At 66.4% G+C, this 24,778-nt stretch carries 23 protein-coding genes; 17 read left to right on the top strand and 6 right to left on the bottom strand.

Annotated features, from left to right (window positions below):
- The first annotated feature begins 15 nt into the window (after positions 1 to 15).
- The 10 genes from glgX (at position 16) to tsaD (ending at position 12,049) form a co-directional block, all read left to right on the top strand.
- Entirely contained in the window at positions 16 to 2,205 is a 2,190-nt protein-coding gene (gene glgX / locus QNO06_RS13015; protein WP_227912828.1) for a glycogen debranching protein GlgX, read from the top strand.
- Positions 2,202 to 4,532, top strand: a complete 2,331-nt coding sequence (gene treY, locus QNO06_RS13010) for a malto-oligosyltrehalose synthase (protein ID WP_227912830.1) — start codon at positions 2,202 to 2,204, stop codon at positions 4,530 to 4,532. The genes glgX and treY overlap by 4 nt, the downstream gene beginning before the upstream one ends.
- Complete coding sequence (gene treZ / locus QNO06_RS13005; protein WP_227912832.1) at positions 4,529 to 6,268, top strand: malto-oligosyltrehalose trehalohydrolase; 1,740 nt, start codon at positions 4,529 to 4,531, stop codon at positions 6,266 to 6,268. Before treY ends, treZ begins: the two co-directional genes overlap by 4 nt.
- 143 nt (positions 6,269 to 6,411) lie before the next feature.
- Positions 6,412 to 7,458 carry an L-glyceraldehyde 3-phosphate reductase gene (mgrA, locus tag QNO06_RS13000; protein ID WP_227912834.1) on the top strand — a complete coding sequence of 349 codons (1,047 nt, stop codon included), beginning with the start codon at positions 6,412 to 6,414 and terminating at the stop codon, positions 7,456 to 7,458.
- On the top strand, positions 7,459 to 7,992 hold the full coding sequence (locus QNO06_RS12995) for a GNAT family N-acetyltransferase (protein WP_227912836.1): 534 nt from the start codon (positions 7,459 to 7,461) through the stop codon (positions 7,990 to 7,992). It begins immediately after the preceding gene.
- A gap of 4 nt (positions 7,993 to 7,996) precedes the next feature.
- Positions 7,997 to 9,247: an alanine racemase gene (gene alr, locus QNO06_RS12990; protein WP_227912837.1), complete on the top strand. Its 1,251-nt coding sequence runs from the start codon at positions 7,997 to 7,999 to the stop codon at positions 9,245 to 9,247.
- Complete coding sequence (tsaE, locus tag QNO06_RS12985) at positions 9,244 to 9,777, top strand: tRNA (adenosine(37)-N6)-threonylcarbamoyltransferase complex ATPase subunit type 1 TsaE (RefSeq protein ID WP_227912839.1); 534 nt, start codon at positions 9,244 to 9,246, stop codon at positions 9,775 to 9,777. Before alr ends, tsaE begins: the two co-directional genes overlap by 4 nt.
- Positions 9,778 to 9,813: 36 nt before the next feature.
- Positions 9,814 to 10,482 (top strand): tRNA (adenosine(37)-N6)-threonylcarbamoyltransferase complex dimerization subunit type 1 TsaB, encoded by a 669-nt coding sequence (gene tsaB, locus QNO06_RS12980; RefSeq protein ID WP_227912840.1) that lies wholly within the window; start codon positions 9,814 to 9,816, stop codon positions 10,480 to 10,482.
- 26 nt (positions 10,483 to 10,508) lie between these two features.
- A complete protein-coding gene (gene rimI / locus QNO06_RS12975) occupies positions 10,509 to 10,973 on the top strand; it encodes a ribosomal protein S18-alanine N-acetyltransferase (RefSeq protein WP_227912960.1) in 465 nt (154 codons plus the stop codon).
- Positions 10,970 to 12,049, top strand: a complete 1,080-nt coding sequence (tsaD, locus tag QNO06_RS12970) for a tRNA (adenosine(37)-N6)-threonylcarbamoyltransferase complex transferase subunit TsaD (protein ID WP_227912842.1) — start codon at positions 10,970 to 10,972, stop codon at positions 12,047 to 12,049. Before rimI ends, tsaD begins: the two co-directional genes overlap by 4 nt.
- On the opposite strand, the gene QNO06_RS12965 is transcribed toward tsaD, so the two are convergent.
- Positions 12,046 to 13,191 (bottom strand): glutamate--cysteine ligase, encoded by a 1,146-nt coding sequence (locus QNO06_RS12965; RefSeq protein ID WP_227912843.1) that lies wholly within the window; start codon positions 13,189 to 13,191, stop codon positions 12,046 to 12,048. The genes tsaD and QNO06_RS12965 overlap by 4 nt on opposite strands.
- Before the next feature lie 175 nt (positions 13,192 to 13,366).
- Between QNO06_RS12965 and QNO06_RS12960 the strand changes: the two genes are divergently transcribed.
- Positions 13,367 to 14,179: a shikimate 5-dehydrogenase gene (locus QNO06_RS12960; RefSeq protein ID WP_227912844.1), complete on the top strand. Its 813-nt coding sequence runs from the start codon at positions 13,367 to 13,369 to the stop codon at positions 14,177 to 14,179.
- A 42-nt stretch (positions 14,180 to 14,221) separates the two neighbouring features.
- Here QNO06_RS12960 and QNO06_RS12955 read toward each other — a convergent pair whose 3' ends face one another.
- Entirely contained in the window at positions 14,222 to 15,451 is a 1,230-nt protein-coding gene (locus QNO06_RS12955; protein WP_227912845.1) for a class I SAM-dependent methyltransferase, read from the bottom strand.
- A gap of 54 nt (positions 15,452 to 15,505) precedes the next feature.
- On the opposite strand from QNO06_RS12955, the gene QNO06_RS12950 reads away from it, so the two are divergent.
- The 5 genes from QNO06_RS12950 to QNO06_RS12930 all read left to right on the top strand — a co-directional run bounded on the left by QNO06_RS12950 (position 15,506) and on the right by QNO06_RS12930 (position 20,347).
- On the top strand, positions 15,506 to 16,660 hold the full coding sequence (locus tag QNO06_RS12950; RefSeq protein WP_227912846.1) for a MalY/PatB family protein: 1,155 nt from the start codon (positions 15,506 to 15,508) through the stop codon (positions 16,658 to 16,660).
- A 135-nt stretch (positions 16,661 to 16,795) separates the two neighbouring features.
- Positions 16,796 to 17,164, top strand: a complete 369-nt coding sequence (locus tag QNO06_RS12945; RefSeq protein ID WP_227912847.1) for a DUF6507 family protein — start codon at positions 16,796 to 16,798, stop codon at positions 17,162 to 17,164.
- Between the two features lies 1 nt (position 17,165).
- Positions 17,166 to 18,386: a hypothetical protein gene (locus tag QNO06_RS12940; protein ID WP_227912848.1), complete on the top strand. Its 1,221-nt coding sequence runs from the start codon at positions 17,166 to 17,168 to the stop codon at positions 18,384 to 18,386.
- Between the two features lie 82 nt (positions 18,387 to 18,468).
- Positions 18,469 to 18,873, top strand: coding sequence for a hypothetical protein (locus QNO06_RS12935; protein WP_227912850.1), 405 nt, complete (start codon positions 18,469 to 18,471; stop codon positions 18,871 to 18,873).
- Positions 18,874 to 18,976: 103 nt separating this feature from the next.
- Positions 18,977 to 20,347 (top strand): hypothetical protein, encoded by a 1,371-nt coding sequence (locus QNO06_RS12930; RefSeq protein WP_227912852.1) that lies wholly within the window; start codon positions 18,977 to 18,979, stop codon positions 20,345 to 20,347.
- 32 nt (positions 20,348 to 20,379) lie between these two features.
- Here the strand turns inward: QNO06_RS12930 and QNO06_RS12925 are convergent, their stop codons facing one another.
- Positions 20,380 to 20,682, bottom strand: coding sequence for a hypothetical protein (locus QNO06_RS12925; protein WP_227912854.1), 303 nt, complete (start codon positions 20,680 to 20,682; stop codon positions 20,380 to 20,382).
- A gap of 402 nt (positions 20,683 to 21,084) precedes the next feature.
- Here QNO06_RS12925 and QNO06_RS12920 point away from each other — a divergent pair, with 402 nt between their 5' ends.
- Positions 21,085 to 21,879, top strand: a complete 795-nt coding sequence (locus QNO06_RS12920) for a hypothetical protein (protein ID WP_227912859.1) — start codon at positions 21,085 to 21,087, stop codon at positions 21,877 to 21,879.
- A 10-nt stretch (positions 21,880 to 21,889) separates the two neighbouring features.
- Here the strand turns inward: QNO06_RS12920 and QNO06_RS12915 are convergent, their stop codons facing one another.
- Genes QNO06_RS12915 through QNO06_RS12905 form a run of 3 tightly spaced genes read right to left on the bottom strand, consistent with a single transcriptional unit; the run spans position 21,890 to position 24,720 of the window.
- Entirely contained in the window at positions 21,890 to 22,648 is a 759-nt protein-coding gene (locus QNO06_RS12915) for an iron ABC transporter ATP-binding protein (RefSeq protein ID WP_227912860.1), read from the bottom strand.
- A gap of 37 nt (positions 22,649 to 22,685) precedes the next feature.
- Positions 22,686 to 23,702 carry an iron chelate uptake ABC transporter family permease subunit gene (locus QNO06_RS12910; RefSeq protein WP_227912862.1) on the bottom strand — a complete coding sequence of 339 codons (1,017 nt, stop codon included), beginning with the start codon at positions 23,700 to 23,702 and terminating at the stop codon, positions 22,686 to 22,688.
- Positions 23,695 to 24,720: an ABC transporter permease gene (locus QNO06_RS12905; RefSeq protein WP_227912864.1), complete on the bottom strand. Its 1,026-nt coding sequence runs from the start codon at positions 24,718 to 24,720 to the stop codon at positions 23,695 to 23,697. Before QNO06_RS12905 ends, QNO06_RS12910 begins: the two co-directional genes overlap by 8 nt.
- Positions 24,721 to 24,778 lie beyond the last annotated feature (58 nt).

Genomic DNA, 24,778 nt, shown 5'->3' with positions numbered 1-24,778 from the left:
GTTCAGGAGCACTACATGGAAGTTTGGCCGGGAGATGCCTACCCGCTGGGCGCGACCTACGACGGAAACGGCACTAACTTTGCGCTGTACAGCGAAGTCGCAGACTCTGTCACGTTGTGTCTGTTTGATGAGGACGGCACCGAGCACCAGGTCCGGCTGACCGAGGTCGACGGGTATGTCTGGCACTGCTACCTGCCGCAGGTGCTGCCCGGCCAGAAGTACGGTTACCGCGTAGACGGGCCGAATGACCCGGAGAACGGCAACCGGTGCAACCCCAACAAGCTGTTGCTGGATCCTTACGCCAAGGCCGTGGCCGGTGAAATCGACTGGGACCAGTCGCTCTTCGGCTACAACTTCGGTGACGAGCATTCCCGCAACGACGAGGACTCCGCCGCGCACATGATGATGGGCGTCGTGATCAACCCGTTCTTCGACTGGGACGGCGACCGCAGGCCGAAGGTTCCCTACCACCAGTCGGTCATCTACGAAGCGCACGTCAAGGGCCTGACCGAGCTGCACCCCGATGTGCCCGAAGAACAGCGCGGCACCTACGCCGGCGTTGCGCATCCTTCGGTGATCGCCCACCTGCAGAAGCTGGGCATCACCGCCATCGAACTGATGCCGGTTCACCAGTTCGTCAACGACTCGACCCTGCAGGAAAAGGGACTGTCGAACTACTGGGGCTACAACACCATCGGTTTCTTCGCCCCGCACAACACCTACAGCGCCACCGGCGATCAGGGCCAGCAGGTACAGGAATTCAAGGCCATGGTGCGTGCACTGCACCTGGCCGGCATCGAAGTGATTCTGGACGTGGTCTACAACCACACGGCCGAGGGCAACCACATGGGCCCCACGCTGTCCTTCCGCGGCATCGACAACGCCTCCTACTACCGGCTGGTGGAGGACGACAAGCAGTACTACATGGACTACACGGGCACGGGCAATTCGCTGAACGTGGGCAACCCGCACTCGCTGCAGCTGCTGATGGACTCGCTGCGTTACTGGGTCACGGAAATGCATGTGGACGGTTTCCGCTTTGACCTGGCCTCGACGCTGGCCCGAGAGTTCTACGACGTGGACCGCCTGTCCGCCTTCTTCGAATTGGTGCAGCAGGACCCGGTAGTGTCACAGGTCAAGCTGATCGCCGAGCCGTGGGACGTTGGCCCCGGCGGCTACCAGGTAGGCAACTTCCCTCCGCAGTGGACCGAATGGAACGGCAAGTACCGCGACACGGTCCGCGATTTCTGGCGCGGAGAGCCCTCCACCCTGGGCGAGTTCGCCTCCCGCATCACCGGCTCGGCGGACCTGTACGAGTCCTCCGCCCGCCGCCCGGTGGCGTCCATCAACTTCGTCACCGCCCACGACGGCTTCACGCTGCAGGACCTCGTGTCCTACAACGAGAAGCACAACGAGGCCAACGGTGAGGACAACAACGACGGCGAGTCCCACAACCGCTCCTGGAACTGCGGTGTGGAGGGGCCCACGGATGATCCCGCGGTCCTGTCCCTGCGGGCCCGCCAGCAGCGCAACTTCCTTGCCACCCTGCTCCTGTCCCAGGGCGTGCCCATGATCGCCCACGGCGACGAGCTGGGCCGCACCCAGCAGGGCAACAACAACACCTACGCGCAGGACTCCGAGCTCAGCTGGATCAACTGGGAGACCATGGATGCTCCGCTGATGGAATTCACGGCAGCGGTGAACACGCTGCGCGCCGAGCACCCCACGTTCCGCCGGCGCCGGTTCTTCGACGGCCGTCCCGTGCGGCGCGGCGAGGGCGAGGCGCTGCCGGACATCGTCTGGCTGAACGAGGACGGTTCCACCATGTCCCCGGATGACTGGGACACTCCGGTGGCCCGGTCCCTGGGTGTCTTCCTCAACGGACAGGGCATTTCCGGGAAGGATACACGCGGACAGCGCATCACCGACCTGAACTTCCTGCTGTACTTCAACGCCCACGACGAGGCCGTGAAGATCACCCTTCCGTCCAAGGAATACGCCCCCATGTGGGACCTGGTGATCGACACTGCCGGAGAATACGCCGACTCGGAACCGGTGGCCGCTGACGGCCAGCTGACCGTGGCTGCCAAATCCATGGTGGTCCTGCGGGCCCACGCGGAGGAAGAGGAGCACGACCATTCGGTCGCCGCCTCCCTGGCAGCGCTGGCCGGATCCAAGGCGCACATGTCCGAGGGTGCGGTATGAGGACCCCGCTGTCCACCTACCGGCTGCAGATCCGCCCTTCTTTCACCCTGTACGACGCCGCTGAACTGGTGCCGTACCTCGCGGACCTCGGCGCGGACTGGGTGTACCTCTCGCCCATCCTGACCGCTGAAGAGGGGTCCGACCACGGCTACGACGTGGTTGACCCCTCCGCAGTGGATCCCGCCCGCGGCGGTGCGGACGGACTCCGGGCCCTGTCCGACGCCGCCCACGCAGCGGGCATGGGCGTGCTGGTGGACATTGTGCCCAACCACATGGGTGTTGCCACCCCGGCGGCGAACAAGTGGTGGTGGTCCGTGCTGGCCGAAGGCCGCGCCTCCCGCTACGCCGAAGCGTTCGACATTGACTGGGATGCGGCAGACGGAAAGCTGCGCCTCCCCGTCCTGGGCGACGGCGAAAACGAACTGGAGCAGCTGAAGCTGGTAGACGGCGAGCTGCACTACTACGACAACCGCTACCCGGTGGCACACGGCACGGCGTCCGTTGGCGACTCGGCCGTGGATGTCCATGCCCGCCAGCACTACGAACTGGTGAACTGGCGCCGCGCCGACAACGAACTGAACTACCGCCGGTTCTTCGGGGTCAACACGCTGGCCGGCATCCGCGTGGAGGAGCAGTGGGTCTTCGACGAGGCCCACGCCGAAGTGAAGCGCTGGTTCGACGAGGGCCTGGTGGACGGCCTGCGGATCGACCACCCGGACGGCCTCGCCGATCCCAAGGGGTACCTCGCCCGGCTGCGGGAACTGACCGGAGGTGCCTACATCCTGGTCGAAAAGATCCTGGAGCCGGGGGAGGAGCTTCCCGCGGACTGGGAGACCGAAGGCACCACCGGTTATGACGCGCTCGCCGACGTCGACCGGCTGTTCGTGGATCCGGCCGGCGAGGACACCCTCACCGCCATGGTTCCCCTGGAGCCGTACGCCGACATGATCCACGGCACCAAGCGGGCCATCGCCGACGGGCTGCTCCACTCCGAGGTGCAGCGGCTGGTGCGGCTGCTGCCGGCCGGTTCCGGACTGGATTCCGCAACGGCCGCCGATGCGCTGGCGGAACTGCTGGCGTGCTTCCCGGTCTACCGGAGCTACCTGCCTGAAGGCGCCGGTTACCTGACCGACGCCGTTATTGCCGCCACGGTCCACAGGCCGGATCTTGCCGCGGCCCTGCAGACCCTGCACGGCCTACTGGACCCGCTGCCCGGCGCCTCCGCTCCGGTGTCTCTGCAGGACCTGGGCGAGCTGGCAGTGCGTTTCCAGCAGACCTCCGGCATGGTCATGGCCAAGGGCGTGGAGGACACCGCGTTCTACCGCTATTCCCGGCTGACCTCGCTCAACGAGGTGGGCGCGGACCCGGCGCACTTTGCCGTGGCCCCTTCGCAGCTGCATGCCCGGCTGCTCCGCCGGCAGCTGGAACAGCCGGCAGCCATGACGGCACTGACCACCCACGACACCAAGCGCAGCGAGGACACCCGGGCCCGGATCTCGGTCCTGGCCGAGGTCCCGGACCAGTGGAGCGAAACCTTCACCCGTCTTGACGCCCTGGTGCCCATGGGCGACGGGCCGATGGCCAACCTGCTCTGGCAGGCCATCGCCGGCGCCTGGCCGCTGAGCCGGGAACGGGCCCATGCATATGCCGAGAAGGCATCGCGGGAAGCATCAGCCAGCACCACCTGGACCGCGCCCAACGCTGAATTCGAGGACCGGATGCATGCGGCCGTGGACGCCGCGTTCGACAACGCGGAGGTAAACGCGCTGATCACCGGTTTCGTGGAGCGGGTCAGGGAAGCCGGTTACAGCAATTCGCTTTCGGCCAAGCTCCTGCAGCTGGCCATGCCGGGAGTGCCCGACGTGTACCAGGGCACCGAATTCTGGGACCGCTCCCTGGTGGACCCGGACAACCGCCGTGCGGTGGACTACGCCCGGCGGCGCCGGACGGCGGCATCATTTGCCGACGCCGGCGTTCCGGCCGTGGACGAGGAAGCCGCGGCCAAGCTGCTGGTCACCTCCCGTGCCCTGCAGCTCAAGCGCGGCCGCCCCGAACTGTTCACCGGCTATGTGCCGGTGGCCGTGCACGGACCGGCTGCGGAACACCTGTTCGGATTTGACCGCGGCGGCGCGGTTGCCCTGCTGACCAGGCTGCCGCTGGGACTTGAACAGGCCGGCGGCTGGCAGGATACCGCCGTCGTGCTGGCTCCGGGCACGTACCGGGATGTCATCACGGGCAGTACGCACCGCAGCAGCGGCCGGCTGGCCGCAGCGGAACTGTTTGGCACCTATCCGGTGGCACTGCTTGTTCGGGAGGACGGGGAATGAGGACCACTTTCGAGGTGTGGGCGCCCAAGGCCAACACCATGACGCTGCTGGCCGACGGCCGGCGCCTGTCTATGAGCCGCGGCGAGAACGGCTGGTGGCACGCCCAGCACGCCGAGCTCACCGAAGACGTCGACTACGGCTACCTCATCGACGATGCGGAAACTCCGGTTCCCGATCCCCGCTCCCGCCGGCAGCCCGAAGGAGTCCACGCCCTCTCGCGCACCTTCGACCCCGATCTGTTCCAGTGGCAGGACTCCGGCTGGGTGTCCCCGGGGCTCGACGGCGGCGCAATCTATGAAATGCACGTGGGCACCTTCACCCCCGAAGGCACGCTGGACGCAGCAATCGGCAAACTGGACTACCTGGTGGACCTGGGCGTCCGCTTTGTGGAACTGCTGCCGGTCAACGCCTTCAACGGTACGCACAACTGGGGTTACGACGGCGTGCTCTGGTACGCCGTGCAGGAAACCTACGGCGGGCCCGAGGCTTACCAGCGCTTTGTCGACGCAGCCCACCGCAAGGGCCTGGGCGTCATCCAGGACGTGGTGTACAACCACCTCGGACCCAGCGGCAACTACCTGCCGATGTTCGGCCCCTACCTCACGGAGGGGAAGTCGAACACATGGGGCGACTCGGTGAACCTGGACGGGCCGCTGTCCGACGCCGTCCGCCAGTACATCGTGGACAACGTGCTGATGTGGTTCCGCGACTATCACGTGGACGGGCTGCGCCTGGATGCGGTGCACGCCCTGCACGACGAACGGGCCGTGCACATCCTCGAGGAAATGGCAGCAGCGACGGAGAACTGCGCAGAGACCCTGGGCAAGCCGCTGTTCCTTATCGCGGAGTCGGACCTGAACAACCCCCGTCTCATCACCCCGCGCAGCGTCAACGGCTACGGCCTCACCGGCCAGTGGTCCGATGACTTCCATCATGCAGCCCACACCAACCTCACCGGTGAAAAGGGCGGCTACTACGCGGACTTCGACTCGGTCGGGGCGCTGGCGAAGGTCCTGCAGGAGGGGTTCTTCCACAACGGCACATTCTCTTCCTTCAGGGAACGCGGGCACGGCCGTCCGCTGGACAAGGACGTGGTGACCGCGCGCCAGCTGGTCACCGCCATCCAGAACCATGACCAAATCGGCAACCGGGCGGCAGGCGACAGGCTCAGCGCGACCCTGGGGTACGAGCAGCTCGCCCTTGGCGCGGTGCTGAGCCTGGCCTCCCCGTTCACCCCCATGCTGTTCATGGGGGAGGAGTTCGGTGCGTCTACCCCGTGGCAGTTCTTCACCTCCCATCCGGAACCGGAGCTGGGGAAAGCCACGGCGGAGGGCCGTCTGAAGGAATTCGAGCGGATGGGATGGGATCCGGACACGGTTCCCAATCCCCAGGATCCGGCAACCTTCACCAACTCGAAGCTGGACTGGTCCGAGGTGGAGCAAGGGAACCACGGACGGCTCCTGGACCTGTACCGCCGGCTCCTGACGCTGCGCCGGGAAACCCCCGACCTGATGGACCCGGACCTGCGCAACGTCAGGGTGGACTATGACGAAGCGGGACGCTGGCTGGTAATGCAGCGCGGGTCCACCACGGTGGTCCTGAACTTCGCGGACACCCCCCGCGAGGTGCCGGTTCCGTTCGGGAAGCAGGTCGATATCCTGCTGGAAACCGGCCCGTCAGAGGTTTCCGGCGACGGCGTGCAGCTGCCCGCGTACGGCGCAGCCATCCTGGCCTGATAGCAGCACCGCAGCGTCCACTGCAGCCGGTGTCCCGCAGGTTATTCTCCTGCCGGGCGCCGGCTGCAGCGGATTAAGCCGTCCCGGAGACGGGCCGGGCCGGGGGGCACCGTGAGCGAGGCAACAGTGGCAGTATGGTGCCCATGACTTATGTTGCTGCAGAGAACCGATATGAATCCATGCCCTACCGCCGCGTCGGACAGAGCGGACTCCAGCTCCCGGCCGTCTCGCTCGGGCTGTGGCACAACTTCGGTGATGACAAGCCCTTCGAAACGCAGCGGGCCATCCTGCGCCGTGCGTTCGACCTGGGAGTCACCCACTTTGACCTGGCCAACAACTATGGCCCGCCCTACGGTTCCGCAGAGACCAACTTCGGCCGGCACATGCGCGACGATTTCCGTCCGTACCGCGACGAGCTGGTGATTTCCAGCAAGGCCGGTTACGACATGTGGCCCGGCCCCTACGGAAACTGGGGATCCCGCAAGTACCTGCTCTCTTCCCTGGACCAGTCCCTGGCGCGCATGGGCCTGGATTACGTGGATATTTTCTACAGCCACCGCCCCGACCCGGAAACCCCGCTGGAGGAAACCATGGGTGCCCTGGACACGGCAGTGCGCTCCGGCCGGGCGCTTTACGCGGGCATCTCCTCCTATTCGCCGGAACGGACCATTGAGGCGGCACGCATCCTGCGGGAAATGGGCACCCCGCTGCTCATCCACCAGCCCTCCTACTCGATGCTCAACCGCTGGGTGGAGGACGGCGAGCCCGACCTGTTCGCCGCACTGGATGAAGTCGGCGCCGGCTCCATCGCCTTCTCGCCGCTGGCCCAGGGGCTGCTCACCAACAAGTACCTGGGCGGCGTTCCGGAAGATTCCCGTGCCGCCGCGGGGAAGTCCCTGGACAAGTCCCAGCTCTCGGAAGAAAACCTGGAACGGGTCCGCGGGCTGAACAGCATTGCCGAATTTCGCGGCCAGAGCCTGGCGCAGATGGCCATCGCCTGGGTCCTGCGCACCCGGGCCGACGGCGCGTCCATCACCTCCGCGCTCATCGGCGCCTCAAGCGTCAAGCAGTTGGAGGACTCGCTGGCTGCGGTTAACAACCTGGAGTTCAGCGCGGACGAACTGCACCGCATTGACGAATACGCCGTCGACTCCAAGATCAACCTCTGGGCAGCGGCCCTCGAAGCGTAAATGGCGGAAGTTACCATCCGGACGGCCCGGCCGGGCGACTGGCCGGGCATCTGGAACCTGATGGAGCCCATTGTGCGTGCCGGCGAGACGTACTGCTGGGACACCGGCACCGACGAACCGCAGGCCCGGGAGCTGTGGCTGGAGCCGGCGCCCACGGAGGTGTTCGTGGCGGAGCTGGACGGGACGGTGGCCGGCACCGCCCAGCTGCATCCGAACCGGTCCGGAAACGGCAGCCACGTGGCGAACGCGTCCTTTATGACCGGGGCACAGTTCAGCGGCCGCGGCATTGCCCGCGCCCTCGCGGAACATGTCCTCGCGGAGGCCTCCCGGCGCGGGTACCGGTCCATGCAGTTCAACGCCGTGGTGCAAACCAATACCCGGGCCGTACGCCTCTGGGAGTCGCTGGGGTTCCGCATCCTGGCCACCGTGCCCGAAGCCTTCGACCATCCCGTCGCAGGGCTTACCGGACTGCACATCATGTACCGCTCCCTGCAGCGCCCCGGCGGACGGACCGGTACAGGGGTGGAAGAATAGGTACGTGAACTATGCAGAATCCCAGTCCCACGCAGAACGGTCGGCCGTCATCGACCTCGCTGCGATCCGCCACAATGTCCGCCACCTGTCCCACGTTGTCAGCCCCGCACGGGTGATGGCGGTAGTGAAGGCGGACGGCTACGGGCACGGTGCAGTGCAGACCGCCCGGGCAGCGGTCGAGGCAGGCGCGGCATGGCTGGGGGTTGCGCACATCAGTGAAGCGCTGGAGCTGCGGGCCGCGGGTATTACCGAACCGGTCCTGGCCTGGCTGCATACCCGGGACGCGGACTTCGGCGAAGCGATCCGGGCCAATGTGGATGTCGGGGTGTCCGGCTGGGACCTGGACGCCGTCGTCGCAGCCGCGCGGGAACTCCAGATACCCGCCCGCGTGCACCTGAAAATCGACACCGGGCTGGGCCGCAACGGCTGCCCGGAGGACCTTTGGGAGGCCTTCGTTGGGCGCGCCCTGGCCTACCAGGAGGAGGGCCTGCTGCGCGTAGTGGGCATCTTCTCGCACTTTGCCGTGGCCGATGAGCCGCACCGCCCGGAAACCGACGAGCAGCTGCAGAAGTTCCGCATTGCCGTCGCCGTGGCAGAAGACGCCGGTGTGGACCGCGAAGTGCGGCACATCGCCAACACTCCCGGAGCGCTGTCCCGGCCCGACGCCCACTTCGACCTGGTCCGCATTGGCCTGGGCATGTACGGGCTGTCCCCGTTCGCGGGGCAGACACCGGCCGAGCTTGGCCTGCGCCCGGCAATGACGCTGAAAACCACCATTGCGGCCTGCAAGGAGGTCCCCGCCGGGCAGGGTGTGTCCTACGGGCTGCACTACCGGACGAAGGAACCCACCACCCTGGCGCTGGTGCCCCTGGGCTACGCCGACGGCGTTCCGCGGGTGGCCACCGGCGGTCCGGTACAGGTGGACGGGCAGGTTTACCCGGTGGTGGGCCGCATCGCCATGGACCAGATGGTCATTGACCTGCACCGGACGGGAATCGCCGGGACCCCCGAGTCGCTTGTGGGCCACGAAGCGGTCCTCTTCGGCGGGGAAGGCGCGCCCGGCGTGGACGAATGGGCGTCGGCCGCCGGCAGCATCAACTACGAGATCATCACTCGGATCAGCGGCCGGGTGCCCCGCCGGTATGTGGACAGTGCTGCGGGCGAGCCGGCCCCGGCCGACGCACCTCCCATTGCCTTGGAAGCGGCTGAGCAGAATGCGGGCGGTCCGGCTGCGCAGAAGGTACAGGCCCAGTGACGCAGGCAGCCGCCTGGGAGGCGGAGTACACCACCACCGGTGCCGGTGAAACGAAGGCACTCGCCGCACGCCTTGGCGCCCTGCTGCAGCGCGGTGACCTGCTGCTGCTGACAGGGGAACTCGGCGCCGGCAAAACCACGTTCACGCAGGGCCTGGGCGAAGGCATGGGCGTACGCCCGGGCATCATTTCGCCCACCTTCGTGCTGGTGCGCGAGCACCCCAACATGGCCGGCGGTCCGGACCTCGTCCACGTGGACGCCTACCGGCTGGGTTCCGAAGGGGAGGTCGACGACATCGACCTGGAGGCCTCCATGGACCGCTCGGTCACCGTGGTCGAGTGGGGTGCCGGACTGGTGGAGCACCTCTCCGACAGCCGGCTGGAAATCACCCTGGTCCGCGCCGTCGGCGGGGCCTCCTCCGGGCCGGACGGGCCGGGCACCGACTTCTCCGCAGAGGACACGGACGAAGAGCGGCTGATCCGTCTGGCCGGCTACGGTCCGCGGTGGGCCACGGCCCCGGACCTGGGCTGAAGGGAGCGCCCGGCACGCGCCGGTAGAATGGTACCCGTGCTGATTCTCTCCATCGATACCTCCGCCATAGCCAGTGCGGCTCTGCTCAACGGGGAAGGGGAGGTCCTGGGCTCCTTTGCCACCGCCGACACCCGCTCCCACGCCGAAGTCCTGGCTCCCGGCATCGCCGCCCTGCTGGCTGAGGCCGGTGTCGCCGGAGCGGACCTCGACGCCGTGGTGGTGGGCGTCGGCCCGGGACCGTTCACCGGACTGCGCGCCGGGATCGCAACGGCCCGCACCCTCGCCTTCGCCTGGGATAAACCGCTGCACGGGGTGATGAGCCTGGACGCGATCGCCGTGGACGCCGCCCTGGACGCGTGGCGCCTGGGCATCGACGAGTTCGCCGTCGCCACCGACGCTCGCCGCAAAGAGGTCTACTGGGCCAGCTACCGAAGCACCGGCGGAACACCCGAACTGCTCGAGGGGCCGCACGTCGGGGACCCGGCCGCAGTACCGGCGCTGCCCGTCTACGGTGCCGGTGCCGGGCTCTATCCCGAAATCCTGCATGCCGTGGAGGACTTTGCCGCCGCCCAGCCCACCGCCGAAGCGTTGGGCCGAACCGCCGTCGTCCGGCTGGCCCGGGGCCTGCCCCTGCTGGCGAGCACCCCGCTGTACCTGCGCGAATCCGATGCCAAGGTTCCCGGCCCGCGGAAGCGCGCCCTGTGAGCGCCCCCGGCGTACGGCTGCGGCCCATGACCGCCGAGGACATTCCCGCCGTGGACGCCCTGGAACGCCGGCTGTTCCCGGTCGACGCGTGGCCGCTGCAGATGTTCCACGACGAACTGGCGCAGACCGAGACGCGCTCCTACTACGTGGCCGAAGACGCGGACGGCACGGTGATCGGCTACGCCGGGCTGATGTGCGTGCTGCCGATCGCGGACGTCCAGACCATTGCCGTGGTACCCGAGAAGGAAGGCGCCGGCATTGGCTCCCGGTTGCTGGCCATGCTCGTGGACGAGGCCCAGCAGCGCGGCGCCGAAGACGTGCTGCTGGAAGTACGCGATGACAACCCCCGCGCCCAGCGCCTCTACCGCTGGTTCGGCTTCGAACAGATCCACATCCGCCCCCGCTACTACCGCGACGGCGCCAGCGCCCTGATCATGCGCCTGCCGCTGGCCGCGTGGTCCGGTGCACCAGATAAGAAGGACAGCAAATGAACCGCACCGAACCCCTGGTGCTTGGCATCGAATCCTCCTGCGACGAGACCGGCATCGGGATTGTCCGCGGCACGGCGCTGCTGACCAACACGGTGTCCTCCTCCATGGACGAACACGTCCGCTTCGGCGGGGTCATTCCGGAGATCGCGTCCCGGGCGCACCTGGACGCCGTGGTGCCGGCCCTGCAGGCCGCCCTGGCCGAAGCAGGCGTCAGCCTTGCCGAGCTCGACGCCATTGCGGTGACCTCCGGCCCCGGCCTGTCCGGTGCGTTGATGGTGGGCGTCAGCGCCGCCAAGGCCCTGGCCCTGGCCACCGGCAAACCGCTGTACGCCATCAACCACCTCGTGGCGCACGTGGGTGTGGGTGTGCTCGACGGCGGGGCGCTGCCGGAGAACCTCGGGGCGCTGCTGGTTTCCGGCGGGCACACCGAAATCCTGAAGGTGGCTTCCCTGACCGACAACGTGGAACTGCTCGGCTCCACCATCGACGACGCCGCGGGCGAGGCCTACGACAAGGTGGCCCGCATCCTCGGCCTGGGGTACCCCGGCGGACCGGCCATCGACCGGCTGGCCCGCGAGGGTGATCCGTTGGCCATCCGCTTCCCGCGCGGACTCACCCAGCCCAAGTACATGGGGACGCCGGATGCGCCCGGGCCGCACCGTTACGACTGGTCCTTCTCCGGGCTGAAGACGGCCGTGGCCCGCTGCGTGGAGCAGTACGAGGCCGCGGGGCAGGAACCGCCGGTGGCTGATATTGCAGCGTCCTTCCAGGAAGCCGTGGTGGACGTCATCACCGCCAAGGCAGTGCTGGCCTGCACCGAGCACGGCATCACGAACCTGCTGCTGGGAGGGGGAGTGGCCGCCAATTCGCGGCTCCGGGCACTGACCGGTGAACGGTGCGCCGCTGCCGGAATCACCCTGCGGGTACCGCCCATTTCGCTGTGCACCGACAACGGGGCCATGGTGGCGGCGCTGGGAGCCCAGGTGGTCATGGCCGGCGGCGAACCCTCCGGCATCGGCTTCGGCACGGACCCGTCCCTGCCGGTGACCACAGTCCACCTGCCGGCCGGCGCCTAGGCGCCGCGGAGCTGGGCGATCCCGTCGAGGACGACGGCGCGCAGGTCGCCGTCGTTCTCCGCAGCCACCCGCCGCTGCCGCTGGTAGCCGGCACCGCGCTCGATGATGGTCCGCACGTCGGCCAGTTCCGCGCTGCATCCCAGCTGCTCCGCAACCGGTTCCAGCCGGGGCAGCACGTCTTCGAGCAGGTGCTCGGTGACCAGCTTTTCGTTGCCCTCCGCGTCCAGGATCACGATGGCTTCCAGCCCGTAGCGGGCCGCCCGCCATTTGTTTTCCTGCACATGCCACGGGGGCATGGTGGCAATGGTGCCGCCGGCGTCGATGATCGAGGAGAATTCGTGGACCAGGCACTGGGTCAGGGCGGCTATGGCACCCACGTCCTGCAGGTTCGCCAGTCCGTCGCATACCCGCATTTCAATGGTGCCCAGGCCGGGGACGGGCCGGATATCCCAGCGGATTTCACTGATGGAGTCAATGACCCCGGTGGTGAACATGTCCGCGACGTAAGCCTCGTATTCGGTCCAGGAACCGAACTGGAACGGCAGTCCGGCGGTGGGCAGCTGCTGGAACATCAGGGCCCGCTGGGAGGCGTAGCCCGTGTCATCCCCGGACCAGAACGGCGAGGAAGCGGAAAGGGCCTGGAAATGCGGGAAGTAGTTGACCAGGCCGTCGAGGACGGGCAGCACCTTGTCCCGGCTGTCCAGGCCCACATGCACGTGCACGCCGTAGATCAGCATCTGCTGGCCCCACCACTGCGTGCGGTCAATGAGTTTGGCGTAGCGTTCCTTGTCCGTGACCGGCTGGGAGCGCGGCGTGCTGAACGGGTGCGAACCGGAGCAGAACAGTTCCACGCCCATCGGGTCGGTGACCCGGCGGACCGCCTCCAGTGAACGGGTGAGGTCGGCCTTGGCTTCGGCCACGGTGGTGCATACGCCGGTCACCAGCTCCACGGTGTTTTCCAGCAGTTCCTGCTTGATGTGCGGATGCTCTTCATCGGCCCGCAGTGCAGGATCATTGGCGTTGACACCGGACAGCACCTGGTCCGCTACTGAGACCAGGTCGCCCGTACGGCCGTCCACGAGGGCGAGTTCCCACTCGACTCCAAGGGTTGACTGCGCGGACTTGGCGAACTCGATTTCCAAACTGTCTCCTGCTTCATGCATTACCAACTAACAGCGCCCGGACCCGCATCTTTGCGCTTGAGAACCTTCCCAATCCTATCGCCGCGGACAGCACCGGCAGACCTGTTACGCCGAACCGGTCCTGCGCCGCGGCACCGGCGCGAGCTGCAGCCGTGCCGGCAGCCATAATGGACAGATGCCGATCCTGAACAAAGACATGACCCTGTGCATCTCCCTGGCCGCCAGGCCGAGCAACATCGGAACCCGTTTCCACAACTACCTGTATGACGAGCTGGGCCTGAACTACGTCTACAAGGCCTTTGCCCCCACCGACTTGGCGCAGGCCATTGCCGGGGTGCGCGGGCTGCCGATCCGGGGCGCGGCAGTGTCCATGCCGTACAAGGAGGAGGTGATTGCACTGGTGGACCGGATGGACCCTTCTGCCAAGGCCATCGACTCCGTGAACACCATCGTCAACGACGACGGCGTGCTCACCGCTTACAACACGGACTACCTCGCCATCGCCCGGCTGCTGCGGGACCACAGCGTCCCGGCCTCGCACTCAGTGCTGCTGCGCGGGTCCGGCGGCATGGCCAAGGCTGTCGCCGCGGCCCTGCGGGATGCGGGCTTCTCCGACGTCACCGTGGCGGCCCGCAACGAGGCCGCCGGGCGGACGCTGGCGGACCTGTATGACTTCGCGTGGCAGCCGGACCCGGGAACCTCGACGGCGGACCTGCTCATCAACGTGACACCGCTGGGCATGGCGGGCCGGGACGAGGACGTGCAGTCCTTCACTGACGACGCCGTGGCTGCCGCGAAGGTGGTGTTCGACGTCGTCGCGCTGCCTGCCGAGACCCCGCTGATCACGGCCGCGCGGGCTGCCGGCAAACCGGTCATCACTGGCGCGGAGGTCATTGCCATCCAGGCCGAGGAGCAGTTTGTGCTTTACACGGGTGTGCGGCCCACGCCTGAGCAGGTCCGGGCGGCCAGCGAGTTCTCCCGCGCCTGAGGGAGCGTCCCTGCCGGCCGCCGGCGGCTCCCGGTATGCGGCTCAGGCGGCGGGGACCGGCTCCACCACCAGGGCCACACGGTCTTCCCCGATCCGGGTGAGGACCAGTGTGGCCTTGTTGTCCGCTTTGCCCGGTCCCTTTCCGGAACCGGCGAGCAGGGCCTTGCGTACTTCCTCGGGCGTCACGGACATGCCGCGCTTTTTGATGTCCAGCACGCCGATGCGGTTTTCCTTCACCCAGGCCTTCAGCGCCTTGACGTTGTAGGGGCGCACCTCGAGGATGCGGTAGGCCCGGGCAAACGGCGTCTCGCGCAGCTCAGGTGCGCAGATGTAGGCAATGTGCTCATCCAGCAGATGCCCCTCCAAGGTGCGGGCGACATCGGCCACCAGCCCGGCTCGGATCACGGCGCCGTCGGGTTCGTAGAGGTAGCCCTCGGCCGGACCCACCTGCACGTCCTGGGCGCCGGCGTCGTAATCCACCGGCGAGGTCAGTTCAGCGGCACCGGCGGCGCCGATAACCAGCGCCGCCCGGCGGACGCCGTCGCGGCGGAGCGCGTTGAACCACAGCGTGGCTTCCGTGACGTCGCCGTCTACGGAGACCCACTGCGCTTCGCAGTTCGCCGGCAGCGCCTCGTGCGGAATGCCCGGGCCCATCTTCACGCCTACCGGCAGCCCGGAATCGGCCAGGGACTCCACAAAGGACAGGGGAGGGGAAAAGGCCTCCGGGTCAAAGATGCGGGTGGTTCCCGACGTCGAGGTGGTGCGGCGCGCGGGATCCAGCCACACGCCGTCGAATCCGGTCAGGTCGAACTCCTCCGCCCGTCCCTGCACCACGGTGGCCTCGGGCCAGGGCATCAGGTTGATGGTGGCCGCGGCGGCCGTAACCTCGTCGAGCTCCACGGAGGTTACCTGTCGGTCCAGCGTGGCCAGGGCCAGGGAATCGGCGCCGATTCCGCAGCCGAGGTCGGCCACCTTGGCCAGGCCGGCCGCCTGGTAGCGCTGGGCATGCAGGGCCGCAACATTGAGCCTGGTGGCCTGCTCCAATCCCGGGGCGGTGAAGACCATGTGCTCCGCGAACGGGCCGAACTTTGCCCGGGCCTTCATCCGCAGCTTCGCCTGGGTCAGCACGGCGGCCACCAGCTCGGGGGAATGCCCGGCCTTGCGCAGCTCCGTGTTCAGCTTCAGGGACTCGGATTCGAGATACGGGGGGAGCGAGTTCAGCAGCTGCCATCCCTCGGGGGTCAGAACGTGTGCAAGGGAAGTATCAGGCATGCCCACCAGCCTAGTTCTTCTGCGTGCAGCCGCGTTAGCTGTAGGTTGGGCGGCATGACGAAGATCTCCGCCGAGCCGCTGGCCGCACTGCGGGAGCGGACCAGCTGGAAATGGCAGACGTATCCGCAGGACGTGCTGCCCCTGTTCGTGGCCGAAATGGATTATCCGCTGGCCAAACCCGTGCAGCAGGCCGTCATCGACCGGGTGCTGGCATCGGACACGGGTTACATCGCCGGGCCCGGTATGGTGGCGCAGGCCTTTGCCGGGTTCGCTGCCCGGACCTGGGGCTGGACGGTGGAGCCGGGGGATGTCCGGTGCACTACGGACGTGAGCGTGGCGATTGTGGAATGCCTGCGGCAGACGGTGCCGGTGGACGGCAGTGTGGTGATCACCCCGCCGGTGTATCCGCCGTTCTTCGAACTGCCAGTGGAAGCTGATGCCTCCGTGGTGGAAGTGCCGCTGCTGCCCAGCGCAGAGGGCTGGACGCTGGACCTGGCCAACATCGAGCGCGCCTTTGCCCGCGGCGCTGATGCCCTGTTGCTGTGCAATCCGCACAACCCGCTGGGACTGGTCCACTCCGCCGGCACCCTGCGTGCGCTCGCCGACCTGTCCGCGAAGTACGGCGTGGCCGTGATCAGCGACGAAATCCATGCGCCGCTGACGTATTCGCCAGACTCCTTCACCCCGTACCTCACGGTGTCCGACAACGCGCGGGAGTTCGGCATCTGCGTCACCGCCGCCAGCAAGGCCTGGAACATTGCCGGCACCAAGTGCGCCGTGATGGCGGCGGCAAGTGAACGGACCCGGCTGCAGCTGGACTCCATGCCGGCGGAAGTGTCCGCCCGCACCAGCATCCTGGGCCTGCATGCCACAACAGCGGCGTACAACGACGGCGGCCCTTGGCTGGCCGGGGTGATGGAATCACTGGCGGAAAACCGGATACTGCTGGGGGAGCTGCTGGCGGAGCATTTGCCCGGGGTCGGCTACCGTGCGCCGTCGGCCGGCTACCTTGCCTGGCTGGACTTCGGTGCGGCGGGCTGGGGTGATGATCCGGCTGCGTTCGCCTTGGACCATGCGCGGGTGGCGTTGGAACCGGGACTGCGGTTCGGCCGGCAGGGTGCCGGATTCGCCCGCCTGAATTTCGCCTGTTCATCCGAGGTGCTTACCGAGGCCGTGTCACGGCTGGCCGCCTCGGCCGCCCTGCGGTAGCCGGGCCGGTATATGCAGCATTTCCATGGGTAGTTCTGCCCATGGTAAAAGGCGGTGATCGCCGGTAATGTTCCGTTCCGGACAATGCACATTGTTTTGCGGCCTGTAAATGAACTATCGGGGGATCAGTAAATCATGGGTCTGAACGGTTACAGCATAGATGTTGCTACGTGCTCGGGGATATTGGCGAGGGCGCGTGATGACGAAGGCATTTGGAATGCAATCAGAGCGGTCGACGTCGCCTACGATGACGCCGCTAACAGTTGTGGGAGCGCTGCCGTGGCAGCAGCGCTTATCGAAGTGGGCGAAATGCTTTCCCAGCAGGGACAATTCGCGGCTGCCCGTGTGGAAAATGCCGTGGACGGTGTGGGGCAAGCGGTCAGCGCATACATCCAGGGCGACATGGACATGGCCGAATCGGGCCGGCGGAGCGTGAACCAGGTACCGCAACTGGATCACGACCCGGCAGCCTCGGGTGCCCGCAGCGTTTCGGCGGTGTCCTGACATGGCCATCGACACAACAGGCTTGTCCGGCTGGCCCTCGCCGGCGCACCTGCAAGCCGGGGCCAGGGGACTCTCAGATGCCGGCCCGCAGCTTGAAAACGCCATCCTGGATGTCTCGGCGACATGGAATGGTTTGCAGACTGCGTATATTGCCCCTGAGGCCGACCAGGTGTACGGCGTGTTCTCCGACATCACGCCGCACGGCAACTTCGTCAGTGCTGTTTCGGTGCAGGCCGCAAGGGCCTTGGAGGCGTTTGCCGACGGCATTGCCGCGTTGGAAGGAGCGCGGGCTGTCCTGTGGGCCGATATCGCCGGCCATAATGCTTTCGTCAACAGCGCAGCCTGCACCGAGGAAGACGCACCGCAGATGCGTGCCGCGGGCGATCTGCTCCAGGGCCGGGTCAACACCCTTGCCGCCGAAATCCTCCAACTGGAACAGGAATGCGTTCAGGCCCTTTCCGAGGCCACGGGGGAAACCAATCCGCTCTTCTCCTTCGCGTCGACTGAAAACGGTGGATTCATCCTTAATACGGTTGATACGTTGCGCGGCGGCGCGAAATCCCGGGGTGCACACTCGGCTGCAGGCCCCCGCAACTACTACGATCTCCGGCCCGAGGTCAACGAAAAGCTGTATAACGCCTCGCAGCGCTACGCAAGATACGTGGATGCGAACCCGGACAAGTGGGCGGTGGTTCCAGATGAATTCCGTGATGCCACGAAGATCAGCAAGGCGGCGCGTGCAGCCGGTCCCGTGATGGTGGTTGGCGGGGGCCTGCTAACTTTCGGTAATGAACGCCAGGACGAGATTAACCGGTTGCGGGAAGCAAATCCCGGGATGTCGGAGGCGGACATTGAAGGGCAGGCGAATGAGAAAGCCATTTTCCGTGCCGGGACGAGTGTGGTCGCGGGTCTGGGTGCAGGCTATGCGGGTGCCGCAGTCGGTACGATGATCGGCGGCCCGGTGGGGACCGTAGTGGGCTTTGGCGTTGGCATGGCCATTTCATGGGCGGTGGACACCGAGTTGGATATCTTTGGTGGCCGTAGCTTGACACAGGCGGCAGGTGACAAAGCCCGGGACGTCTGGAATTCCGTTACCGAGAACGAAACGGTTGTGAAGGCAGCCGCCAAGGCCAAAGAGCTGGCCAGTGATGCCAAGGAGGCTGTGGAGGGTGCCATTGGCAAGGCCGGCGCAGCTATGTTCAAGAGCGTATTCGGACGATGACCCGGACCTGGGGTATCTTCCAATTCTGCGCCGCATTCCAGCGTGTGCCGCAAGAGCCCACAGACACAGATAGGTGATCCCCTTGAAACAGGACCTTTTCCTTGCGATTTTTTCCCTGCCCTTCGGCGGGTTTCTGATGGTGGTTGGGCTCTTGGTCTATAACGGTCGTTTCCTGGCGTTCAGGGCGGGTCTGAACAGCTTTTCGAGTGGTGAGCCTGCGCTGGCGTCCACCTACATTGGACTTTTTTTCATCCTCATCCCGTTTTGGGACATGGTCGATACAGCCAACCTGAATGAATTTGTCGAGCTTGTCGTCGCCTTTGTGATTCTTGGTAGCGGTGTCGTGGGGGTGATTGGTGGTTTCTGGATGCCGAATTTCCTCAAGCCCCGGTTTATCCGGGAAGAAAATGCCGAGCGAAAACGGGCGCGGCAGGCCGATCGGAAGCGGCGGAAGGAAATCCAAGCCGGATCCGTAAGCGCTGAGTGAACGCCTGATCCGCTTACCGGCGCGCCGGCTTTATTCGTCGACAACTATAGGGGCACACCCATTGGAACTGTTTTCAGGTTTTTCTCCGGTCAGCTTTCGCGGGGTGAACGCTGCCCTTCCTCCGGGCTGGGTGCAGGAGGAAGGCCCCGATGACACCTGGGTACTGGCGCACCCACCGGTACCGGAGGGCCATTTCCGCCCCAACCTTGTGATTCGCATCGGGCGGAACGATGGCCATCCGCTGGAATGGGTGGCCACCACGGGGCTTGCCGCCACCATGGCTCAGTTCGCCGCACTCCACGTTCTGTCCGTGGACGAATGGCCCAAAGTTTTTGACCCGTCGCTGGGGCGGGCCGTCCCCGGACGAAGGCAGCGTTTCGTCTATCAGGGAGAAGGCCAAACCGTATGCGTGGACCGGTGGATCTGGGTGCTCGGCGCGGGCCTGGTCGAAGCGACCGGCAGCTATGCCCTGGAGGACCACACCGGACAAAAGACCCTCATCGAATACCTGGTTGACCAACTGACAATCACCGGCCACGGCAGTAACCGGATTCCGGACGGAGCGGAGCTGGACCGGGACAGGGATCCCCGTCCCGACGTTTTCGCCTCGGAGCAGCGTGGAACCTCTCTCGAGGACCTCACCCGGGTCAGCGCTGAACAGCCTTACCAACCGGAGGGGTGGCTGTTGACCACTGCTGCCGCCGACCTCCTGCAGAGCCTTCAAGGACGGAAGAAACTGGGCCGGTTTGATCTTGCCGGCAACCGGTCTGCAGCGGCCGAACTGGTGGAGGCCGGGCTGCTGACCGCCGAGGGGGTTATCACGGAGAACGGTGCTGCCTGCCTCTATCCGCTCACCGATCCCACCGCCAGGCTGTCCCTTACAGCCCGGCGCGGTAACGAGGAAACAGCGGCAGACGTATGGATTGGTGAAGGACTGGCCTTGTTGGTCGCCGGTCCGTCGTTCTTCGGTCCGTCCTCCGAGCCGGCTTATGGGCCCGGGGAACGCGAAGTCCGTATACTTCCCCCCGCCCTTCTGCCGTTGGTCCTGGCATCATGGGCCGGCGTGGCTCCGGCATGGGCCATGCGGCATGATCCGCTTGTCGTGAGCGAAGGAGTGTTCCACGCGAGGGTAGCTTCCTCGTCTGTCCCTGCCCCCAACGCCGGGGAAGCGGAGCACCGATTGTGGGCCGCCCAGTGGACGAGCTGGGACATTACCCATATCGAGGCCAATGCCGGCTTCCGCTGGCTTCATGCCGGCGAGGCAGGCCACTACTCGGTGATCCCGGCCGACGGCGGTATCCGGCTGGATGCGCAGCCGTCCTCCCTGGTCTGGGATGCCATCGCCAGAACGGTTCATACTGCAGCAACGGGAGCACCGCTGGATCTCGGTGCGGATGTCCCTTCCGCATGGCTGCACGCCCGATCCCACGAGGACATTGTCCACCGCCCGGGGAACGGGGCGCCCACCCGCTGAGCAGTGGCGGAAGGCTGGAGGCGTCCGGAGGGCTAAGCCGCCGGAGCCAGGATGCTCAGCTGCCGAGGTGCAAGTGCCTCCGTCTCCGGCCGCCCCGTCAGCACCGGCAGTTCGCCCGTTTCGGAGCTGCGGGTCAGGCCGGCCATGGCGCTCTCGGTGACAACGGCCCGGCGCAGGTCCAGGACTACGTTGAGGCCCGGAAGGGTGGCGTTGGCTCGGCGCGCCAGCACGTACAGCACCCTGCAGTTCTGGTCAGTGACCCGCCCGTGCACCACCAGCCGTGCCTGCTGGAGATCGAGGTCGAGCCGGATGGCCACACGGAGCTTGGGGTCCACGGCAGGTCCTTTTCTTGCGGGCGGCGGAAGCTTGGGGTCCCAACCTAGGAGAACGGTCTGGGACGGCGCAATACAAGGGGCGGTTAACTGGCCGCCGGGCCTGCGTATTTGCCGTTGGGCTTCATGGTGCACGGTGCGGGGCAGGTAGTCGATGGGTAGTTCTACCCATCGACGGTTTTTGCCTCCGCCCGTACGTTGGAACCACACGTCAATCAGGGGGCAGCAACAATGCCGGTATACGGCCGCACCACCGGGGAAATTAGTGCCCTGCACAGTACCGCCCGGCACAGTATCGCCCGGCACAGTACCGCCCGGCACAGTATCGTCCGCACACAGCCGGCTGGGCCCTTTCCCGCACCCGCTCCCGCTCAGGGGACACTCCCGGAAGCGCTGGACAGTTTCATGCTTTCAGCATCGGCGCTGGAGTTACTGGCGGCCATGGTTTCGCGCGCGGCCTTGGAACGGCGTCGTCGGAGGCTACAGCCGGCTGCGGTGGCCGAACTGCAGGACGCGGACCTGCTGACTGCAGATGCTTTCCTCACCGCCCGGGGACACCGCCTGGCCGGGCCCTGGCGACGGGCCGATAGAAGGCTGGCACTGTGCAGCCGCAATTATGGCAGCAGCACCAGGCTGGACATCTGGACCGGAGAACGCGAGGCACTGCTGCTTACGGGAACCGACGTGCTCACGGGACCGGATTTGCTCTCCGGGCCCCGCGCGTCCAGCGGAAACGAGCAGCTGTCCCTGCTGCCGTTGGGCAGCCTGACACCTGTACTGGCCCGCCGGGCCGCGTCACCGCACGCAGGGCCCGGATCCGCCGCCGCACCGGGAGGGCATCAGGTCCTGGTTCTTGACGCGCGGGAGTATGAGGACCGGCTGAACGGTTTCCGGTTGCCGTCCCCGGAGGGAGCCGGCGCAGAGATCCGGGACATGCTGGAAACGGACTGGACGGAATGGACCCTGGCCGACCAGTCCTCGGGGCAGGGATTCACCTGGATCAGCGCTGCCGGGGCCGGCATATGGGCTGCACAGTCACTGCCCGGGGGCGGCACGGCGCTTGAGGCGATTGCATCTTCCACGCTCCAGGACATCCTCATGTGCCTCGTTTATGCTCTCCCCGAGCAGCTCGGATCTGCGCTGCCGGCGAGCCGCGGCCGTGGCGGGCGGAAGCAGCAGCAACGCGGGCAGGGCCGCTGATCGGGGCCGGTCAGGCGAAGTACACGCCTATCCGGTTGCCTTCAATTTCCTCGATCCGGATATCGATGTCGTAAATGTCCTTCAGGACTTCCGGGCGCATGATGTCCGACGGCGGCCCCTGATGAATCAGCCGGCCGTCACACATGGCGATGATGTCGTCCGAATAGCAGGACGCGAAGTTAATGTCGTGGATGACCAGCACCACGGTCTTGCCGAAGTCATCGGTAAGCCGGCGCAGCAGCCGCATCATTTCCACGGAGTGCTTCATGTCCAGGTTGTTCAGCGGCTCATCCAGCAGCAGGTAGTCCGTGTCCTGGGCCAGCACCATGGCAATGAACGCGCGCTGGCGCTGGCCGCCGGACAGCTCGTCCACGAACTTGTCCGCCAGGGCAGTTAGGTCCAGGTACTCCATGGCGGTATTGATGTGGGCCTTGTCCGCAGGCCCGGGACGTCCGCCGTTGTGCGGGTAGCGGCCAAACCCGACCAGGTCCCGCACAGTCAGGCGGACAGTGAGCTGGTTGTCCTGGCGCAGGATGGCCATCTTCTTCGCGAGGTCGCGCCCCGGCGTGGTGACGACGTCGAGCCCGTCCACGGTGACCGTCCCCGAGTCCATCCCCAGCAGCCGGCTGATCATGGAAAGCAGCGTGGATTTGCCGGCGCCGTTGGGCCCAATGATCGAGGTGATGCCGCCTTCCTTGATTTCGCAGCTGACACCGTCCACCACGACGGCGGAGGAGTAGCGTTTGGTCACGCCGGAAACGGAAATCATGATGCGGGGCCTTTCTGGCGGTGCAGCGGGGACGGGATCATTTCACCGATCCCCGCAGGAGCAGGATGAGGAAGACAATGCCGCCCACGAATTCAATGACGATGCTCAGGGCGGTATCGAAGTCGAAGATCCGCTCCAGCACCAGCTGCCCGCCCACCAGGGCAATGATGCCCAGGAGCACGGCAATGGGCAGGACAGCTGCGTGGCGGAACTGGGCGCACAGCTGGTAGGCCAGGGACGCGACGAGCAGGCCGAAGAAGGTCACCGGGCCCACCAGGGCGGTGGACACCGCCACCAGCACGGAGCAGATGACCAGCGTGGCGGTCACCGCGCGCTTGTGGTCCACGCCAAGGTTCACTGCGGTTTCCCGGCCCAGCGCCAGCACGTCGAAGGAGTGCCGCATGCGCCAGGCCATGGCACTGACGACGGCGACGGCAACGGCCGAATAGCCGAGCAGCCCGGCGTCCACGTTGTTGAAACTGGCGAAGAACAGGTCCTGCAGGATGATGAATTCGCTCGGGTCGATCAGCCGCTGCAGCAGCGAGGAGAAGCCGCGGAACATGGTGCCGAAGACAATGCCGACCAGCAGCATCAGGTGCAGCGACTTGCCCCCGCCGGTGAACAGCCAGCGGTACAGCAGGAAGGAGAAGCCCACCATCAGCAGCACTTCGATGCCGAACCGGGCGGGGGCGCCCAGGGACAGCAGCGCCCCGCCGCCCAGGGCGAAAACGAGCACGGTCTGGATCAGGACGTACAGGGCGTCGAAGCCCATGATGGAGGGGGTGAGGATGCGGTTGGCAGTCACGGTCTGGAACAGCACCGTGGAGACGCCGACGGCGTAGGCCACCAGGATCATGGAACCCACCTTCACGGCACGCCGGGGCAGGATGTAGCCCAGGTTGCCGCGGAGCTCGATGGTCATGAACACGGCGACGAGGGCCGCAGCCACCACGCCCAGGGTGATGATCCAGAATTTCGCCGGCACCGTCCGGACCGGCCGGCGCCGGTGCTCCGTGAGGGCTGCGGGCAGCACGCTGGGGGAGGACTCAGGCACGGGAACCCCGTTTGCGCAGCAGAAGGTACAGGAAGATGACACTGCCGACGGCGGACACAATAACGCCTACGGGAATTTCATACGGGTAGCGGATGGTGCGGCCGATGATGTCGCACAGCAGCACGAAACCAGCACCGAACACGGCAACCCAGGGAACAGCCCGGCGCACGTTGTCACCGATCAGCAGCGAGACCAGGTTCGGCACGATCAGTCCCAGGAAGGGTATGGAGCCGACGCTGACCACAACCACGGCACTGATCAGGGACACGATGACCAGGCCCAGTGCCATGACCCGGTTGTAGTCCAGGCCGAGGTTGGTGGTGAAATCCGCCCCCATGCCGGCCACGGTGAAGCGGTCTGCGGCAAGGTAGCCGATCAGGGTCAGGGCGCCCACAATCCACAGCAGCTCGTAGCGTCCGCGCAGGACACCTGAGAAGTCGCCGATCATCCAGCTGTTGAGGGTCTGCAGCAGGTCGGTGCGGTAGGCGAAGAACGTGGTGACGGCGGAAATGACGCCGCCGAGCATGATTCCCACCAGGGGGACAATCAGGGTGTTGCGCAACGGAATCCGGCGCAGGACCAGCAGGAACAGTGCGGTCCCGGCAGCGGCGAAGACCGAGGCCGCGGACATCTTCAGGAACATGGACGCACCCGGCAGCAGCACCGTGACGGCGAGGATGCCCAGCTGCGCCGATTCCACCGTTCCCACAGTGGAGGGCTCCACGAACTTGTTGCGGGCCATCAGCTGCATGATCAGGCCGGCCACGCTCAGGGCCATGCCTGCCAGGACGATGCTCAGGGTGCGGGGGAGTTGGCTGGCCCAGAAGAGCATCTGCGTGGTGGGATCCCCGGCAAGCAGCGAGGACAGGGACAGGTCGCCCACGCCCACAAAGAGGCTGAGGGCTGCCAGGAGGATAACAATGCATACACCCGCGGCGAGTCCGGAGGCCGAACGCACAAAGCGCCGCCGTTCAACGGCGGCGGGGGCTGGTGCCGGCTGCGCGGCGGTAGCGGTCATAGTGATGTCCAGTTCCTCCGCGGCCCGGCACAGGTGCCGGGCCGCGGAGCGGGGGAGG

Source organism: Arthrobacter sp. zg-Y20 (genome assembly GCF_030142075.1).
Classification (GTDB): Bacteria; Actinomycetota; Actinomycetes; order Actinomycetales; family Micrococcaceae; genus Arthrobacter_B.
The sequence above is the reverse complement of the archived record's forward strand: the minus strand, read 5'-3'. Positions and strand labels throughout refer to the sequence as shown.

What these genes read in the sequence shown, in the direction of transcription:
- glgX (WP_227912828.1), top strand. Translation starts at nt 16, where the DNA reads ATGGAAGTTTGGCCGGGAGATGCCTACCCGCTGGGCGCGACCTACGAC.
- tsaD (WP_227912842.1), top strand. Translation starts at nt 10,970, where the DNA reads ATGAACCGCACCGAACCCCTGGTGCTTGGCATCGAATCCTCCTGCGAC.
- treZ (WP_227912832.1), top strand. Translation starts at nt 4,529, where the DNA reads ATGAGGACCACTTTCGAGGTGTGGGCGCCCAAGGCCAACACCATGACG.
- QNO06_RS12915 (WP_227912860.1), bottom strand. Translation starts at nt 22,648, where the DNA reads ATGATTTCCGTTTCCGGCGTGACCAAACGCTACTCCTCCGCCGTCGTG.
- treY (WP_227912830.1), top strand. Translation starts at nt 2,202, where the DNA reads ATGAGGACCCCGCTGTCCACCTACCGGCTGCAGATCCGCCCTTCTTTC.
- QNO06_RS12945 (WP_227912847.1), top strand. Translation starts at nt 16,796, where the DNA reads ATGGGTCTGAACGGTTACAGCATAGATGTTGCTACGTGCTCGGGGATA.
- QNO06_RS12995 (WP_227912836.1), top strand. Translation starts at nt 7,459, where the DNA reads ATGGCGGAAGTTACCATCCGGACGGCCCGGCCGGGCGACTGGCCGGGC.
- QNO06_RS12955 (WP_227912845.1), bottom strand. Translation starts at nt 15,451, where the DNA reads ATGCCTGATACTTCCCTTGCACACGTTCTGACCCCCGAGGGATGGCAG.
- QNO06_RS12920 (WP_227912859.1), top strand. Translation starts at nt 21,085, where the DNA reads ATGCTTTCAGCATCGGCGCTGGAGTTACTGGCGGCCATGGTTTCGCGC.
- rimI (WP_227912960.1), top strand. Translation starts at nt 10,509, where the DNA reads ATGACCGCCGAGGACATTCCCGCCGTGGACGCCCTGGAACGCCGGCTG.
- QNO06_RS12905 (WP_227912864.1), bottom strand. Translation starts at nt 24,720, where the DNA reads ATGACCGCTACCGCCGCGCAGCCGGCACCAGCCCCCGCCGCCGTTGAA.
- QNO06_RS12960 (WP_227912844.1), top strand. Translation starts at nt 13,367, where the DNA reads ATGCCGATCCTGAACAAAGACATGACCCTGTGCATCTCCCTGGCCGCC.
- mgrA (WP_227912834.1), top strand. Translation starts at nt 6,412, where the DNA reads ATGACTTATGTTGCTGCAGAGAACCGATATGAATCCATGCCCTACCGC.
- QNO06_RS12940 (WP_227912848.1), top strand. Translation starts at nt 17,166, where the DNA reads ATGGCCATCGACACAACAGGCTTGTCCGGCTGGCCCTCGCCGGCGCAC.
- QNO06_RS12950 (WP_227912846.1), top strand. Translation starts at nt 15,506, where the DNA reads ATGACGAAGATCTCCGCCGAGCCGCTGGCCGCACTGCGGGAGCGGACC.